This is a genomic window from Alishewanella maricola, assembly GCF_016343785.1.
GTDB lineage: Bacteria > Pseudomonadota > Gammaproteobacteria > Enterobacterales > Alteromonadaceae > Alishewanella > Alishewanella maricola.
In genome coordinates this window covers 266816-284339 of the sequence record NZ_JAEINI020000003.1, presented here as the reverse complement: position 1 = coordinate 284339, position 17524 = coordinate 266816, and the positions used below count along the sequence as shown (strand labels likewise).

The following is a 17524-nucleotide window of genomic DNA, read 5'->3' as shown; positions in this document are numbered from 1 at the left end:
CTACAAAGGCCAAAAGAACAATAATGCCGGCACACCGACGACAATCACAACAATTTGCATCGGCAAACCAAGCTGCCAGTAATCTGTAAAACTAAAACCACCTGGGCCTAAAATCAAGGTATTATTTTGATGGCCAATAGGGGTTAAAAAGGCGCAAGAAGCACCGATAGCAATAGTCATCAGCAGCGTATCGGGGTTTACGTCAAGTTGTGTGGCTAAACTGATGGCAATGGGGCACATCATCGCGGCTGTGGCGGCATTATTTAAAAAGGACGTTAGAACAATAGTGAGGATTAATAAGCTGATTACCGTTAGCTGTGGGTCTGCTTTACCGACTAAATCGAGCATACTTACGGCTAATAAATCCCCTGCACCCGTCGAACTCATGGCCCCGGCAACGGGGATTAAACAGCCTAATAACACGATCACCGGCCAATCAATCGCACTATAGACCTTGCGCAACGGAATCACATGAAAGGCCATGATCAACAACATGCCGGCAGCAAAAGCCACGGCGGCCGGTAATAATCCTACCGAAGCCGACAGTACGGCTGCGAGCATAAAGCCACTGGCCAGTAAGGTTTTGCGTTTATCCGGCACCTGAATTTGCCGCTCAGCCAAAGGCACACAGCCAAAATCGGTAGCGAAGTTTTGTAAGGCTTGGCTGTTGCCTTGCATTAAGATCACATCCCCGGCTTGAAACCGAGTACGGCGTACCCGTTTAACTGAACGATTACCGTGGCGTGATAACGCTAACAAATGAATATTAAAGCGCCGGCGCATTTGAATTTGCACGGCGGTGCGACCAATAAGATCGGAGTTGGGTAAAAGTGTTAGCTCAATCAAACTGACGTCAGGGCTGACTAAGGTTTTTTCTTTAGAGGGGGGAATATCGGTTTGGCTTTTGGCTAACGCTTTATCTTGTTCTTTTTGCAGCTGCGTATCGGCGCTATCTTCCAGTGCTAATTCTAAGCTCGACAACAATTTACCCAGTGTTTCTGGTTCGGCTTCAATCACTAAAATATCGTTTTCTTTTAGTTGATAAGAGCTAGAAGGAACATGCTCTCGGTACTTGTTTCGTACTATACCCACTACTTGTGAATCGAGTTCATCTAAACTGCGCTCGAGCTCACGTAAGCGGCTACCACAGAATTTACTACTCGCTTTGATCCTAACTTCCGTTAAATATTTGCTGGTTTCAAAGCTACTGAGATCAGCCCGTTGCCTTACCGGCACCAAGCGCCAACCTAATAAACCGATAAATAACACGCCTGCTAGTGTCACCGCGATGCCCGGCCCTGCAAAGTCAAACATGGCAAAACCTTGACCATGTACCTCGGCTCTAAAGCTGGAAATGATCAAGTTCGGGGGGGTACCAATAAGCGTCGTCATACCGCCAAGCATTGAGCCAAAGGCCAATGGCATTAATACTTGGCCGGGTGCCAGATTAATGCGGCTGGCAAGCGGAATGGCCATCGGCATCAATAACGCTAATACGCCAACGTTATTCATAAAGCCAGACAATACCGCCGCAAACGCGGTTAAAGCAGTAATAGTGAGTGTTGGCCCTGCATTAGAGGGTAAAACTTTGTGTGCTAAGACATCAATCGCGCCAGTCGTTTGCAGTGCTTGGCTTAAGACCAATACACAGGCAACGGTAATCACCGCGGGGTGACCAAAGCCATTAAAGGCTAGCTCTGCAGGGATCAAACCTACCAACACGCAGGCTAGTAGGCTAAACAGCGCTACAATGTCGTGTCGCCAACGATCCCAAATAAACAGTACTATGGTGATGCCTAGGATCAAAAAAATCAGTAACTGGTCAAGCGTCATAAAGGTTCCTTTACCAGACAGGGGCAAAGCCACTGTCGAATAACCGCTCTTTCTCTATACTAGGCGTTAATGGGTAGAAGTAACAGCTAAAGAGTTGAAAAGTCGGCCTTTAGTTTGAATGCCGAGAGAAAAACTGCAGCACGCAGCGCGTGCTGCGTGCTGGGAGGGATTAACGCGCGCCAGGCTCGGCGAACTGGGTCATCCAATCTTTCACTTGGTTATACCAATAGATGGAGTTGTTTGGTTTTAAGATCCAGTGGTTTTCATCGGGGAAGTAAATCATTCGCGATTCCACGCCACGGCTTTGCAAGGTACGGAATAACTCAAAGCCTTGCCCAACCGGTACCCGATAATCTAACTGGCCATGGATAACTAAGGTTGGCGTATTAAATTTACCGGCAAAATAATGCGGCGAAATACTTTTGTATATCTCTGGTTTGTCCCAGAAATTGCCAAAGCGGGTTGAATGTACAGCAAAGTCTGCCGCCATTTGCGAATACATGTTGTATACCGCGGCATGGATCAGCAGCGCTTTATACGGATGTTCAGTACCTAACAAGATAGCACTTAAGTAACCACCGTAGCTGGCGCCACCGGCCACCATCCGCTCGGTATCGATCCAGGGTTGTTGCTGGAACCACGCTGTCGCGGCTTGAATATCGGCTAAGGGTTTCGTGCGCCAATCGGGGTTAATGGCATCGGCAAAGTCTTGGCCAAAACTGCTAGATCCATGGAAGTTAGGCCAGGCCGTAACATAGCCCCAAGAAGCAAAGGTTTGTGCATTCCAGCGGTAGCTAAAGCTATCGCCAATGGCATTGTGCGGACCGCCGTGGATCAGCATAAAGAAGGGATACTTTTTGCTCTTATCAAAGCCCGGTGGGTAATGCACCCACATTTGGATATCTTGGCCTTCAGCACCTTTATAAGTTACCGATTCATAACTGCCTAAATCCGTTTTAGCCAGCAGTTCGTCATTAAAGCTATCAAGACGTGTGGTATTACCCGAGCGCACATCCACTTTCACCAAACGAGCAGGATACATAAAACTGTCGTTGGTGGTGACTAAGGTATTTTTACCCGCTAATACCGGGCTACCAAAGCTGGTGTTTTTGGTAATGGCGCGTTGTTTGCCATTCTTGGCATCGACATAAAATAAACGGCTGGTAGCCGCGTCATCCACACTGGCGTAAAAGCCTTTACTGTCTGCGGCCCAAACAAAGTCACTGACTGAGCGATCCCACTCAGTGGTGAGCTCACGGGTGGTTTTCTTCGCTAGGTCGTAAACCATTAAACGTGCGGTATCGGCATAAAAACCCTGAATACGCTGGCGGCTAAAGGCCAAGCTTTTACCATCAGGGCTAAAGCTGGGGTTGGCATCGGGGGCTTGGTTATCCGGTGTAATGTTGTCAGCTTTATCGCTGCCGATGGCCGCTAAAAACAAATCAATTTTCGGATCAACGCTGTTGCTTGAACCATTGGCATTAAAGGCGATATAGCGCTCTTGCGCATCAATATCGTAGCTGCTGGCGTTTTGGCTAGAGCGCGGTAATTCGATGCCGATTTTTTGGGTGATAGCTTCTACTTCACCGCCTTTAGCAGGCATACGGAAAACATGCGCTTGGCGATTTTCATCTATCCAATGGTCAAACTGCGAATAAGGCAGCGCATTCCACTGCCACGCTGACACTTTTTTCTCTTTATTGGCTTTTAGCTCGCCACTCATTTCTTCCCAGGTTTTGCCTGGCCAAATACGGCTAACAAAATACAGGTGTTCACCGACCCATTTAATACCATAAACGCCAGTGGGTACTTGTGTTAAACGCTGTGCTTCGCCAGGGCTGGTAAGAGGTAACAGATAAATTTGTCCGGCATCGTCTTTATGCCGTTGGCTGATAAAAGCCAAGGTTTTACCGTCTGGCGAAAAGGTGGCTTCGCTGGCACGCATGCCTTCAGCGGTAAGGGGGCGTTGCATTTTACCATCGGCGCTAAATAGCCAAAGCCGGGTATGGCCTTGATCGGCGGGTACATCATAGCGGGTCACGGGCGCGACAATCATACTGCCATCGGCGGAGGCAACCGGAGTGCCAATGCGCTCTAATTGCCATAACCGCTCTACACTTAAGCTTTTATCATCGGCCGGGTTAGCTAGGGCTAACAGTGGCCAAAACAAACACAGCAACACGAATTTTTTCATCGTAAGACTCCGTATCATTGAATGCCGATCAGTGTGGTTTTTTATAAAACGCGGTTTGCTCATATCCACATGCCATAATCATGCATGGCCTGTCAGGGGTGATTTAAAGCAAACCGGTCATGCTTTACTGATCGGCATTACCGTATTATTAGGTTATTTTTATGAAACTTTACCGTTAGAATAGTAGCACAAAGCCTTACTAGGTTAAGGCGTTCTGCCGCAAGAACTAAGGCGTTAAACGGGAGTATCTATGCCACTGGTTGGTGTGACAACAGCGCCGCCGCTTGTGAGCGAACTCGCCATAGGTTTTGGCGTTCCGCAGGCACAAATCTGTGTGTATATTGCAAAGCGGCCACCGATGCAAGAATATGCCGCACTACGCAACATACAGCCGCTCAGTCTTGGTGAAATAACAGCAATTAATCAAACCTGTGGCAATGGCTGGCGCAAAGTGTTTAATGTCTATGCCAAGCTGTTATTTGCGCTAGCGCCGCAGCGGTTTACCTTTCAACAAACTGCCGGTAGTTGGCAGCAGTTTCGTGAGCAGTATTTGTTACAAGCAGGCAGTAATACGGCGTTGTTATTTAGTATGCCGCAACTGACACCAGCCAGCCAACGCATCCATATTATTGCTGGCCGCACCCATGCTAAAACACTGGTGAGTGCCGGTTTAAATGCGCAATTACATTGGCTCAATAGCGAGTTTGCCATCGACCAGCAGCAACGTGTGTTAGTCTGCCCCTATTTTGATTATCGGCAGTTGAATAATGAAAAAATTCAGCTGCTTTCAACCCTGATAAGTGAGTTAGCGCATGAGCCAAGCTGATACTTTAACCCCACAACTGACCGAGCTTTGCCGCCTGTTAGCCGATAAGCAATTTGGCGTGGGCGGCAGTTGTTTGTTGTGGCAACTGGGGCTGGTCGAAAAACCAACAGATATTGATGTAGTGTGTACAGAAGCAGACTTTGCCGCCATAAGTGCGTTGTTAAGCAAAGCAGGTTATCAACCGCAGTTAATAACCTCGGATCCCAAATATGCTACCGCCAAGTTCAGCCATTTTCGCCATGCAGAGGGCCGTAGTGTGGATTTGATGGCCGGCATTGCAGTGCGAAAAGAAAATACAATCAGCCGCTTTGCTTTTCATCCTGAGCGCTGCCGCTGGCAAGACGGCATCTGTTGGATGCCTCCCGCCGATTGGCTACAGATTTATCAGCTGTTTGGGCGAAGCGAACGTATTGCACAACTGCGGCAGTATTTAGTGCAGTTGCGCTTAGGCAGTTTGACTTAGCGATCGACCAACAACTCAGTCAGTACCTGTTTGATAAAGTAGACCACCGCACCAAGGGTGCTAATGGGCAAAATAAACGGGATAATGCTGTAAATTGTTTTTTCAAAAAAGCCAATCAACAAAAAGAAGATGACAGGCGCGATGGCCAACAGCAACGTAAATCCTAGGTGTTTTTTGATGATGTTCGCTATGTGTTTTTCTGTGATTTTGTTCATCGCATATCGTCTTATGTTATAGCTATTAGCGCAGAACTAGGGTCTTTTCTGCTGGACCGGCAGTAACAGAAACGACTGTTAATGATTAACAACTTGCTTTGTTACATTTTAAAAATATCTATTGTAACTTTTGACCGCCACATGGTGAATATTTACTCTGACAATTTATTATCTTAAAAAACGCATTGGCGCCGGCCATTGAGAAAATTTACCAGATTTATATAAGGTGGCTATGGTTGTTGGCTTTCATCATTGCTGCAGCGCAAGTTAATTCCAACTTACATGGTTGTAACATTTTTTCGGCCTTGCATTAGTATTGCTGTCTATTTAACAAACTCTTCCAGTGTATTTAGCGAGCTTACTGTCAGCTATTTTTACAAAATCAAGTTCTAAAAATAATTAATTTTTAATAAACTTTTTTAAATTAGCGGCTTAGATAGGTGGCGTGAATATTGCTGCTATCAGAAGTTGCTCTAATGCTATAAGCAACCCTCCTACGTTAATAAAAATAAATTAATGTTAAAAATAATAACAACCCAAGAAATCTTTAAGTTTGCAAAACTTCTTGTTTTGAACGACTAACAGTCTCCCTCTAGCCTTGTTAGGTATTTAAAAAGAATTTTGCTTCGTTGTCTAAAGAACAATAATGATAAAGCGGGAGAAGCAAATGAAATTTAATAAGTGCCTGATAACTATTACTTTATCGGCGGCGTTGGCGAGTATGTATGCAAATGCAAATACATCGCCATATATCGTTCAAGTTGATTCCAGTCAGCTTACTGCAACAGGCCCTGCCCCGGCGATTCAAGCCGCCTCAGGTATGTACATCGTTGAGTTGAAAGGTGCTACAGCAATTAATATGGCTGCCCAACTCGGTGAGCTAAGACCGAGTAACCAATTGGTGGCAATTGCAGGTAATAACTACAACGCTAAATCACCAAAAATTGAAGCCTATGCTGCAGCTCTTAAAGCTAAGCAAGTTTCCGTTGCCGCTGAAATTGGTGTGTTGGATGTACTTCACAAATATGTACACACATTCAATGGATTCTCGGCCCGCCTCTCTCCAGAACAATTAAATGCAATAAGTAACCATCCCGACGTTGCAGCAGTATACCCAGACGAATTACATCAATTACAAACAGCTAATACACCTAAGTTCATGGGTTTAGTTAGTAATGCGGGTGATGGTTTACACGACACCGGCATTGTAGGCGAAGACGTAATTGTAGGCATATTAGACTCTGGTATTTGGCCTGAAAACCCTTCGTTTAGCTCAGAAGGAAACACTCTTGAAAACACTTACGGACCTGCTCCAGCGGGTTGGGATGGTGAGTGTAACGTAGGTAGCGTTGGTGCCGCTGATGGTACTGCACCTCTGGATGAGTTTACCTGTAACAACAAACTAATTGGCGCGCGCTATTTCGGTAGTGCGTTCTCAAGCGTATACAATATTCGGTTTGAATTAGGCGAGTTTGCTTCTCCCAGAGATGCTGATGGCCATGGTAGCCATACTGCATCAACCGCTGCGGGTAATGCAGGCGTAACAGCGTCTTTACGTGGCGCTAATGTTGGCGCCGTATCGGGTATAGCCCCTCGCGCAAGGATTGCCGCTTATAAAGTGTGCTGGAACTCAAACTATACAAATGCAAGTGGAACCGCAGAAAGAGGGTGTTTCTTTGGTGATAGCTTAGCTGCTATCGACCAAGCGGTGGTAGATGGTGTTGATGTATTAAACTATTCCATCGGTAATTCTCAAGCAATTAATTCGCCGGTTTATAATGCATCACTCAGTGCTGCTAATGCCGGTGTGTTCTTTTCAGCCTCAGCGGGTAACAGTGGCCCGACTGCTGCCACAGTAAGTAATATTGCACCATGGATTACCACAGTAGCAGCGTCTACTTATGATGGTGTTTCTGCGGTTATTGGCAACGAGTTAACAATAAATAGCGGCACATTAGCACCCAGCGGTATTTTTTCTGTTCCTGCAGTTATTGGGTCTCCGGTTCCTGTCGGTGGCTTAACAGCAGATTTAGCGCTTGCTAGCCCAATTGAGGCTTGTGGTCCTTTAAGTAGTAACTTGACAGGTAAGATCGCACTTATTGCCCGTGGCGGTTGTCCATTTGCTGATAAGTTATTAAATGCTCAGGCTGCGGGTGCTATGGGTGCGGTAGTCTATACACTCAGTGGTACACCTATTGCAATGGGTGGTACTGTCACGGGCTTGAATATCCCTGGTGTAATGGTGTTCAATGCTGATGGCCTAGCTTTGGTAAATAGTGTTAATACAGGTGTAACGAATGTGACAATGTCACTCAATGGTGCTGCGACAGAGGCGGTTGAGGTTGGCAATATCATGGCGAGTTTCTCTTCACGTGGTGTTAATACGCAAACCGGTGATATTCTTAAACCTGACATCACTGCACCGGGTGTTCGCATCTTAGCGGCGACAAGTCCAGCGCAGTTGCGATTTGGTGGTAACCCACAAGGTGAAAACTTTGCCTACTTGCAAGGTACCTCAATGTCTAGCCCACATATTGCGGGTATGGCGGCATTGCTAGCGGGTCAGTATCCGGGATGGAGCCCAGCGAAAATCAAATCAGCCATGATGACAACCGCTCGTCAAAATCTGGTAAAAGAAAATGGCACCACACCAGCGAGTCCATTTGATTTTGGTGCGGGTCATGTTGCACCTGCTTCATCATTAAACCCAGGCTTAGTTTATGACGCAAATTTAGGGGATTACCTAGGGTTCCTTTGCGGACAAGGCGAAGCGGGGTTAGTCTCTTCAGTCCGTTTTGGCGCTAATTGTAACGATATTACTGCTTCTGGCTTTGCTACTGACGCCAGTCAATTGAACTATCCATCAATTGCAATTGCTCAGCTTGCAGGTAAGGAAACCATTTCTCGTACTGTAACTGACGTATCGGGTGATGGTGGCTCTTACACAGTAAACGTTGAAGCGCCTGCAGGCACCACGGTCACGGTAAAAACCTTTGATGCTGCTGGTAATGCTATTCCAAGTGGTTTGTTAGAAGTAACGCCAAACGGTAAAGCAAGCTATAGCTTAACCTTTAATTCAGTACCTGGCTTCCCAGTTAATCAATGGGTGTTTGGTGCAGTAACCCTTGAGCGTACCGATGGTTTGACTGTTCGTAGTCCGATTGCGGTGAATCAAGTGCCGTCGGCTACTATTGTTGTTCCAGAATCACTGTCATTGAAGTTGAACCGGGGCCGGGCATTGTTCTTTGTTGAAACTTTGTACTCAGGTAGCTTCACTGCTGATTATCAAGGGCTAAGTTTGCCGTTTGGTGTAAATAAAACTTCACCTAGCAACCCTGGCGCCTTTAACTTTGGGGTAAATGTAGCGGCTGCTAACCGTTACACTACGTTTGAAGTGCCTGCCGGTTCTACGTTACTTAGAATTAGCACACGTGACGCATTAGTCAGCGTTCCGGGTACTAATTTAGACTTAGAGCTATGGGCGTGTCGCGCTGCGGGGTGTTCACCTCTCCAAAACTCGAAAGGCCCAGATGCCAACGAAGATATGATCATTGTTAATCCACAAAACTCAGAAAACACCGATATTAACTTCTATTTGTTAATGGTCCAAGGCGTGAACTTGCTTGGCAATAATAGTGTTAACTATCAGGCGCTTATTTGGATTGTTGATGACAAAGAGAATACAACACGTGTATCTGCTTCACCACGCGCAGTTGATGGTCGTTTACAAAACATTTCTCTGTTGACCCGTGACTTAAATCCAAATGGGTTATACATGGGGACCGTGACGTTTACTGATGGCAATGGTGAAGTTCAAGGCACCACAGCGCTTGAAGTACAACCATAATAATAAGAAACGCCGGAGCAACTAGTTTGTTCCGGCAAGTTATAAAAATAAGGAAGTCGATAATGAAAAATCTGCAAAAACTATTAAGTCACTCGTTGTTATTAATTACATTAATGTTCACCACCTCTTTCGCTGCTAATGCCGGTCTTATTAATATAAAACACGATATTATTGGTGATTTTTACGGCAAAATGGGCTCTATTGAAGTTCAAATAGATGACAGTTTGTTAAATACCGGTTTGCTTTATAAAAGTTTTGGCGATCAGATTACTTTAGTAAATATTAGCCTGTTTGGTCTTTTTTCTTCAGTAGGCGAGTTTGACATTTCATTCTTTGATGTGGGTATCGATAGCGACAACATTTACGCGGGTATTGAATTTTTCGAGTTCGACGCAAATGATGTAGGTTTCGGTGCGGATACATGGAATTACTATATGATTTTTGATGCATTTACATTTGGATCTTTAGAAATCTTTGACCTGAACAATGATTTCATCGCTTTCGACACTTTTAGCTTAAGCGCTGCTCAAGTCGTACCTGCACCTTCAACGCTAGTTTTATTAATGTTGGGAATGGGCGGGTTAATGTTGCGTCGTAAGCGCATTATTTAAGCTTTTTTTGATTTTTGAGAAAACCCAGCTTAGCTGGGTTTTTTATTTCTTGTTTTATGATTATCTAGTTATAACCGCGTTGATAAGGCGTTATTTATATCGTCGTTTTGAATAGCTTGAATTCAAAACAACGTGGAGGAATGTAACTGCTATTGCTTTTAACAAAGACTTCGATAATGAATACTAAGATTTTTGCAGAATGTCATCGCGCATAACGTGTTAGCTGCTATCGCAAATGCCGCTCTCATTACTCAAGTAGAGCTCAGAAGTGAAGCTATGCGGTTGCTCCGGTTATGGAGTAAGAACTAAAAATAGTTGAGAAGCAAAGTAAATAGGAGCAAGCCATGCAAGCGTTAGAGCTGAAAATCCCGCCGTTGATTTTGGTGTTGTTGTTTGCGCTGGCGATGTGGGTGATCGTAACTTTGACACCGCCTTGGTTGCGGTGGCATACGCTTAGTGTTTTCTTGGCTGCGGGTTTTGTTAGTGTAGGAACAGTTGTGGCGTTGTTGGGCGTGTTAGCGATTCGACGTGCTGATACTACGGTAGACCCGCGCGTACCGCAGCAAAGCTCAAGCCTGGTGATTCGGGGTATCTATCGTGTCAGCCGTAACCCCATGTATTTAGGTTTTTTGCTGTTGCTGATGGCATGGGGCTGTTATTTACAAAGCGCGTTGGCGTTGCTGTTACTGCCAGTGTTTGTGCTGTACATGAACCGGTTTCAAATAATGCCGGAAGAGCGCCATTTACAGCAGAAGTTTGGCGCTGACTATCAGGCTTATCTTACGCAAGTAAGGCGCTGGCTTTAATTGGCCAGCGCCTTATTATTACTGGTTTAACAACGGCTTTAAATACTGGCCAGTGTAAGATTTTTCGCAAGCAGCGACTTGCTCGGGTGTGCCGGCTATTAAGATCTCGCCACCACCGTTGCCGCCCTCTGGGCCGAGATCGACAATCCAGTCGGCGGTTTTAATCACATCTAAGTTGTGTTCAATAACCACGATGGTATTACCGTGGTCGCGCAAGCGGTGCAATACGTTTAGCAGTTGCTGAATATCATAAAAATGTAAGCCGGTAGTCGGTTCATCCAAAATATACAGGGTTTTACCGGTGTCGCGTTTGCTCAGTTCGCGCGCCAGCTTAACCCGCTGTGCTTCACCTCCCGATAAGGTGGTCGCAGATTGGCCGAGTTTAATGTAAGTAAGCCCTACATCTTTCAGGGTTTGCAGTTTACGGTTTACTGCCGGTATCGCTTCAAAAAACGCCAGGGCGTCTTCGACCGTCATATCCAGCACTTCGTGAATGTTTTTGCCTTTGTATTTGATTTCCAGCGTTTCGCGGTTATAGCGTTTGCTTTTACAGACATCGCACGGCACGTACACGTCGGGTAAAAAGTGCATTTCCACTTTAATTAAGCCATCGCCTTGGCAGGCTTCACAGCGGCCGCCCTTAACGTTAAAGCTAAAGCGCCCCACCTGATAACCGCGTGAGCGGGCTTCTTGGGTGCCGGCGAATAGCTCACGTACCGCAGTAAAAATACCGGTATAAGTGGCGGCATTCGAGCGCGGGGTACGGCCAATCGGGCTTTGATCGATATCGATCACTTTATCAAAGTGCTCTAAGCCTTTAATGTCTTTGTGCGGAGCCGGATCGGCACCTTCGCCTTTATTCAACACACGATGGGCAACGCGAAACAGCGTGTCGTTAATCAGGGTAGACTTACCTGAACCCGATACGCCGGTAATACAGGTCATCACACCAAACGGGATTGCTAAATCAACGTTTTTTAGGTTATTGCCGCTAGCGCCGGTTACTTCTAACCATTTATCGGTTAATGCTGTGCGCTTCTCTGGTACAGCAATTTTGCGGGTACCGGCCATATATTGCCCAGTGAGAGACTCCGGCTCGGCCATTACCTGCTCAAGGCTACCTTGCGCCACGATGTAACCACCATGCACGCCTGCGCCAGGGCCAATATCAATAATATGGTCGGCCATGCGCACGGCATCTTCATCGTGTTCAACCACAATCACCGTATTGCCTAAATCGCGCAGGTGGGTAAGCGTACCTAATAAGCGATCGTTATCGCGTTGATGCAAACCAATCGACGGCTCATCCAACACATACATCACCCCCACTAAACCCGCACCAATTTGGCTGGCTAAGCGAATACGCTGTGCTTCGCCGCCCGAGAGGGTTTCCGCACTGCGTGATAAATTAAGGTAATTTAAGCCGACGTTGACCAAAAAGCTTAAGCGGTCTTGAATTTCTTTTAATACTTTTTCAGCAATTTTGGCTTTTTGCCCCAGCAAGCTAAGCTGTTGGAAAAAGCTTAAGCAATCACCAATCGACAGCTCCACCACTTGCGGTAAATTGGTTTGGCCAATAAACACATGTCGCGCTTCGGTGCGTAAACGGGTGCCGTGGCAACTCGGGCAAGGTTGGGTGGCGAGGTATTTACTCAGCTCTTCGCGAACTGAATTGGATTCGGTTTCGCGGTAACGCCGTTCCATATTTGGCAAAATGCCTTCAAACGGATGACTGCGCTGCACAATATCACCGCGATCATTTAAGTATTTAAAGTCAACAATGATATTGCCGCTGCCTTGCAAAATGGCTTCTTGATGCTTTTTACTGAGGGTGCTGAAGGGCACATCGAGCTGAAAACCATAATGATCGGCCAGTGCTTTGAGCATTTGGAAATAATAGAAGTTGCGTTTATCCCAACCGCGAATGGCGCCACCTGCCAGGCTTAACTCGTCACTGACGATGACTTTTTTCGGATCGAAAAATTGTTTTACGCCTAAGCCATCACAGCTGGGGCAAGCACCAGCCGGGTTGTTAAACGAGAATAAACGCGGTTCTAGCTCGGCCATCGAATAACCACAGGTTGGGCAGGCATAATTGGCCGAGAACACCAGCTCTGGGGCAGTACTATCATCCATTAACGCCACTTTGGCCACGCCGCCAGATAACTGCAAGGCGGTTTCAAAGGATTCGGCTAAACGCACTTTAATGTCGTCGCGTACTTTAATACGGTCGATCACCACTTCAATGGTGTGTTTTTTTTGTAAATCGAGTTTTGGTGGATCTGATAAGTCACAGATTTCGCCATCAATCCGGGCGCGAATATAGCCTTGGGCGGCTAAGCCTTCCAAGGTTTTGACATGTTCGCCTTTGCGCTCTTGTACCACCGGCGCCAGTACCATTAGCTTGGTGCCTTCAGGAAACTCGGCCACTTTGTCGACCATTTCACTGATGGTTTGCGCGGCCAGCGGTAAATCATGCTCGGGGCAACGCGGTTCGCCGACACGGGCAAACAGTAAGCGCAGGTAATCGTATATTTCGGTAATAGTGCCCACGGTAGAACGCGGGTTATGCGAGGTCGATTTTTGCTCTATCGAAATAGCCGGCGATAAGCCTTCGATATGATCGACATCGGGCTTTTCCATCAGGCTTAAAAACTGCCGGGCATAGGCCGATAATGACTCAACATAACGGCGCTGGCCTTCTGCATACAAGGTATCAAATGCCAGTGACGACTTGCCCGAACCTGATAGGCCGGTAATCACCACTAGTTTATCTCGGGGAATTTGCAGCGAAATGTTTTTTAAGTTGTGGGTGCGGGCACCCCGGATATCAATTTTGTCCATTCAGGCTTCCAGTGGTGGTTGGCGTGCTGTTTGCTGTACAAATATACACTAATGGCAGGGTTAATAGCCAGTATCGAGCTAGAATTGCCCCTGCTCAAGCTATTTTAGCAAGGTAAAACACCCATAAAGCGCTTACTTACGTATTGAAGTGGGGTTTGGCTTAAAACACCGAAATTTATCTGTAAACCGTGATTTTTCAGTTAGCTTACTGGCATGCCTTGTGGCGAGTGATATGGCCAGTTAAGTTGATGCAGGGTAACAGCGCTTGGTTAAGACAACCTGTCGTTAGTTATACCGCCCGCTCAGTTTTTTTATGCTAAACTGCGGCCTTCGTGAAATCTAATATCTAGCAACGCTCTGGCAGAATGCATCAACTAAATTCTCTTGAAAAACGCGCGGCCATCGCACTGGCTTTAGTTTTTTCTACCCGCATGCTCGGGCTCTTTATGCTATTACCGGTATTTGCCCTGTATGGTAAAGAGCTGGTTGGCTTTTCACCCTTGTGGATTGGTTTAGCGATTGGCGCTTATGGTCTCACGCAGGCGATTTTACAAATTCCTTTTGGTTGGTTATCGGATAGAATTGGCCGGCATAAAGTGATGTTGTTGGGGCTGTCATTATTTGTGCTTGGCTCGGTAGTCGCCGCGATGGCTGAGTCAGTGTATATGGTAACACTTGGGCGTGTACTGCAAGGCGCCGGTGCTATTGCGGGTGCCGTGTTGGCGTTAGCTGCGGATTTAACCCGAGAAGAACAGCGCCCTAAAGTCATGGCGATTATTGGTGGCAGTATTGGTTTATCCTTTGCGCTGGCTATGGTGCTGGGGCCAATTTTAGCGCGTTGGGCAGGGCTTAGCGGCGTATTTTGGTTTACCGCCGTGTTAGCGTGTGCGGCGATGCTGATTGTGGCTTTTTTAGTACCACACAGTGTGAGCCGTTCGGCTGGCGCTGAAACCATAGCGTTACCGCAAAGCTTAGCCAGTATGTTGGCGCATGGTCAGTTGTTGCGTTTAGATGTTGGTGTAATGCTATTGCACCTAATGTTAACCGCTATGTTTGTCGCTTTGCCGCCGTTATTACTTAAGCAGCAGTTAGCGGCAGAGCAGCATTGGCAGGTCTATTTACCGGTACTGTTGTTATCGTTTGTGTTTATGGTGCCGATGATGATTATTGCGATGCGTCGGCAGCAAGAAAAACGATATTTTTTAATTAATGTTCTATTATTAGTTATAGCAATGTTAATTAGTTGGCAGGCGGCTACCCTCTGGGGTTTTGTTTTGGCATTGTTGGTCTTCTTTATTGGTTTTAACTATTTAGAAGCCAGTTTGCCCGCCATGGTTTCGCGTGTTGCGCCAGCAGGACAACGCGGTAGCGCCATGGGCATTTATTCCAGTAGTCAATTTTTGGGCGCCTTTTTTGGTGGCTTATTAGGCGGCACCTTGGCACAGCAATTTGGTTTTAGTGCAGTGTTTGCAGGTTTAGCCTTGATTGGTTTAGTATGGCTGGCAATTGCCAGCACCATGCAGGTGCCTGCGCGTTCTCAGCGCTTATCGTTACCGGTTTCGGTAACGACTGAGCAGCAAGCCAATCAGTTGGCCAGCAAGCTGGCCGCGTTGGTGGGAGTTCAAGAGGTCACGATATTGTTAGCAGATCAACGTTGCTATCTGAAAGTTAGCTCGCAGCAGTTCGATTTAGCGCAAGCTCAGTCTTTGGTTGCCAACGGCAACCAGTAACATTTTTGCAGGAGAGATACGCATGGCGCGTGGAATTAATAAAGTCATTTTAATCGGTAACTTAGGTGCTGATCCTGAAGTGCGTTACATGCCGCAAGGCGGTGCTGTTGCGAATATGACTATCGCAACGTCAGAAAGCTGGACCGACAAAGCGACCAATGAGCGCAAAGAACAAACCGAATGGCACCGTATTGTGATTTATCAGCGTTTAGCTGAAATTGCCGGTGAATATCTGCGTAAAGGCTCAAAAGTGTACATTGAGGGTAAGCTTAAAACCCGTAAATGGACCGACAAAGACGGCGTAGAGCGTTACACTACGGAGATCGTGGCAAACGAGCTGCAAATGTTGGATGGCCGTGGTGAAGGTCAGCAACAAGGTGGCGGTATGGGTGGCGGTCAGCAAGGCGGTTACCAGCCTCGCGGCCAACAAGGCGGTAATAATAATTACCAGCAAGCCCCACAGCAAGGTGGCAGTAACTATCAGCAACCAGCGCAAGGCGGTGGCGGTTATCAAAAACCTGCACAAGCTCCCCAGCAGAGCGGTGGAAATTATCAAGCACCTAGGCCCAATCAGCAGGCTGCACCAATGGAACCGCCAATCGACTTTGATGACGATATTCCGTTCTGAAAAAATGTTTTGTAATTTGTAAAGACAATCTCTCAGATCTAAGAGAAAAGCCCCTTTAATCAGGGGCTTAAGTCAAAAATATGATTTGTTTACCTTCTGGGTACGCGAATTAAGTGAAAAAGAAAGTAAAACGTTTTTAAATGTAAAGACGATTGTAAAGACGACCCCCTCCTTCCCTTTTTCGCTTTTAAATCAATCATTCAACGTTTACCTTAAGTAAGGAAAATGCGTTCCTGCTTTCGTTTGCATTTGTGATTCTGGTGCTATACTCGGCGAGGTATTGTTAACCAATTGGGGTATCTTGTGTCGTATACAGCCAGATTAATCCAAGTTGAGCAGCATGGAGATCGGGAGGTCATTGTCCGATGCCCTGAAGGGTTGCCCTCGATTGAGATCAATTTGTATCTCATGACATATCGGGAATGCTCCTATTCATATCGATTGACGATAGCGTACTCGATCATGCGAGTTTATGAATGGGCGAAGAAGCAGGATATTGATTTGGTTGAAAGGATCCAAAGTGGAGAGTTTCTCTCCTTCCTGGAAATGCAGTCACTTCAGTCCAGCTTACGTTTTCGGTCAAGAGCCCCCACAGACGCTCCAGAAACGCTTGAAATAGGAAAGAAAACGTTTATCGGTGAATGCACCTACCGGACACGATGTTATCATATACTTGCGTTCTTGGCTTACCTTGGGGATGTGTTCGCGGGCTCCAGGAAGTTAACTGATCCTTACCGCAAAAATAAACGGGATTTCATTGCTCGCTTGTCACAACTATTTAACGCACACCGCGCACTTGCTATACCCAATCTACGCTATGGCTTAACCGATGAGCAAGTGCATAAACTTAGATGGTGCGTGGATCCTGATAATCCTGAAAACCCATTTCAGGAGAGAATCAAGGTTCGCAATCAGTTAATTATCGATTTACTGTTACTTACCGGGATCCGAGATGGTGAGTTGCTCTGTCTTCGCCCCGATGCACTGATCCGCCGACCGCATGGATATGTGCTTAGAGTGACGCAAAATACCACGCTTGATCTCGACACCAGGAAGAATCCTCCAAACGTCAAAACTTATGAGCGGGAAATCCCTGTGACTGAGAGGCTCGCCGGCATGATCGATAATTATATCGTTACCGAGCGTAAACAACGTGGGAAAGCTGCCGCGAAGGCACCGCCGTATCTCTTTTTGAATACAAAGATCAATCCACAGCCTATGACCATTTCAGCGCTTGTTAACCTCTGTCTGAGAGTGCGCAAAATGGAGCCTAAGACTCTTAAAAATCTCCACCCTCACATTCTTCGGCACACATTTAACGATTTGTTGGTATTAACGACGAAGCTAGATCCGAGTGGTGAGGAGTTTAAAAATATTCAACGGCAGCTCTGTGGATGGTCTTCGACCAGTACACAAGGATTAGAGTACATGAAACGATCCCGAGAAATAATTGCATCAAGACACTTGCAAGAAATTGAAAAACAGTTTACGCTTAAAAATCCTCATTAACGAGGGTGTAAATTCAGT

Annotated in this window: 12 protein-coding genes; 8 read left to right on the top strand and 4 right to left on the bottom strand. The window is 46.4% G+C overall.

Going from position 1 to position 17524, the window contains the following annotated elements:
• Complete coding sequence (locus JAO78_RS06750; RefSeq protein WP_226750602.1) at positions 1 to 1833, bottom strand: SLC13 family permease; 1833 nt, start codon at positions 1831 to 1833, stop codon at positions 1 to 3.
• A 169-nt stretch (positions 1834 to 2002) separates the two neighbouring features.
• Positions 2003 to 4027 carry a S9 family peptidase gene (locus tag JAO78_RS06745; protein WP_226750601.1) on the bottom strand — a complete coding sequence of 675 codons (2025 nt, stop codon included), beginning with the start codon at positions 4025 to 4027 and terminating at the stop codon, positions 2003 to 2005.
• Between the two features lie 250 nt (positions 4028 to 4277).
• On the opposite strand from JAO78_RS06745, the gene JAO78_RS06740 reads away from it, so the two are divergent.
• A complete protein-coding gene (locus JAO78_RS06740) occupies positions 4278 to 4853 on the top strand; it encodes a DUF6942 family protein (protein WP_226750600.1) in 576 nt (191 codons plus the stop codon).
• Positions 4840 to 5316: a hypothetical protein gene (locus JAO78_RS06735; RefSeq protein ID WP_226750599.1), complete on the top strand. Its 477-nt coding sequence runs from the start codon at positions 4840 to 4842 to the stop codon at positions 5314 to 5316. Before JAO78_RS06740 ends, JAO78_RS06735 begins: the two co-directional genes overlap by 14 nt.
• Here the strand turns inward: JAO78_RS06735 and JAO78_RS06730 are convergent.
• Positions 5313 to 5531 carry a hypothetical protein gene (locus JAO78_RS06730; RefSeq protein WP_226750598.1) on the bottom strand — a complete coding sequence of 73 codons (219 nt, stop codon included), beginning with the start codon at positions 5529 to 5531 and terminating at the stop codon, positions 5313 to 5315. The two genes, JAO78_RS06735 and JAO78_RS06730, sit on opposite strands and share 4 nt — an antisense overlap.
• 667 nt (positions 5532 to 6198) lie before the next feature.
• Here JAO78_RS06730 and JAO78_RS06725 point away from each other — a divergent pair.
• The 3 genes from JAO78_RS06725 (at position 6199) to JAO78_RS06715 (ending at position 10795) form a co-directional block, all read left to right on the top strand.
• A complete protein-coding gene (locus JAO78_RS06725; RefSeq protein WP_226750597.1) occupies positions 6199 to 9378 on the top strand; it encodes a S8 family serine peptidase in 3180 nt (1059 codons plus the stop codon).
• A 62-nt stretch (positions 9379 to 9440) separates the two neighbouring features.
• Entirely contained in the window at positions 9441 to 9989 is a 549-nt protein-coding gene (locus tag JAO78_RS06720) for a PEP-CTERM sorting domain-containing protein (protein WP_226750596.1), read from the top strand.
• A 344-nt stretch (positions 9990 to 10333) separates the two neighbouring features.
• Positions 10334 to 10795: a methyltransferase family protein gene (locus tag JAO78_RS06715; RefSeq protein ID WP_226750595.1), complete on the top strand. Its 462-nt coding sequence runs from the start codon at positions 10334 to 10336 to the stop codon at positions 10793 to 10795.
• 18 nt (positions 10796 to 10813) lie between these two features.
• Here JAO78_RS06715 and uvrA read toward each other — a convergent pair whose 3' ends face one another.
• A complete protein-coding gene (uvrA, locus tag JAO78_RS06710; RefSeq protein WP_226750594.1) occupies positions 10814 to 13639 on the bottom strand; it encodes an excinuclease ABC subunit UvrA in 2826 nt (941 codons plus the stop codon).
• A 365-nt stretch (positions 13640 to 14004) separates the two neighbouring features.
• On the opposite strand from uvrA, the gene JAO78_RS06705 reads away from it, so the two are divergent.
• The 3 genes from JAO78_RS06705 to JAO78_RS06695 all read left to right on the top strand — a co-directional run bounded on the left by JAO78_RS06705 (position 14005) and on the right by JAO78_RS06695 (position 17506).
• Complete coding sequence (locus tag JAO78_RS06705) at positions 14005 to 15369, top strand: MFS transporter (RefSeq protein ID WP_226750593.1); 1365 nt, start codon at positions 14005 to 14007, stop codon at positions 15367 to 15369.
• Between the two features lie 22 nt (positions 15370 to 15391).
• Complete coding sequence (ssb, locus tag JAO78_RS06700) at positions 15392 to 15997, top strand: single-stranded DNA-binding protein (protein ID WP_226750592.1); 606 nt, start codon at positions 15392 to 15394, stop codon at positions 15995 to 15997.
• 462 nt (positions 15998 to 16459) lie between these two features.
• Entirely contained in the window at positions 16460 to 17506 is a 1047-nt protein-coding gene (locus JAO78_RS06695; RefSeq protein WP_226750591.1) for a tyrosine-type recombinase/integrase, read from the top strand.
• The last annotated feature ends 18 nt before the right edge of the window (positions 17507 to 17524 follow it).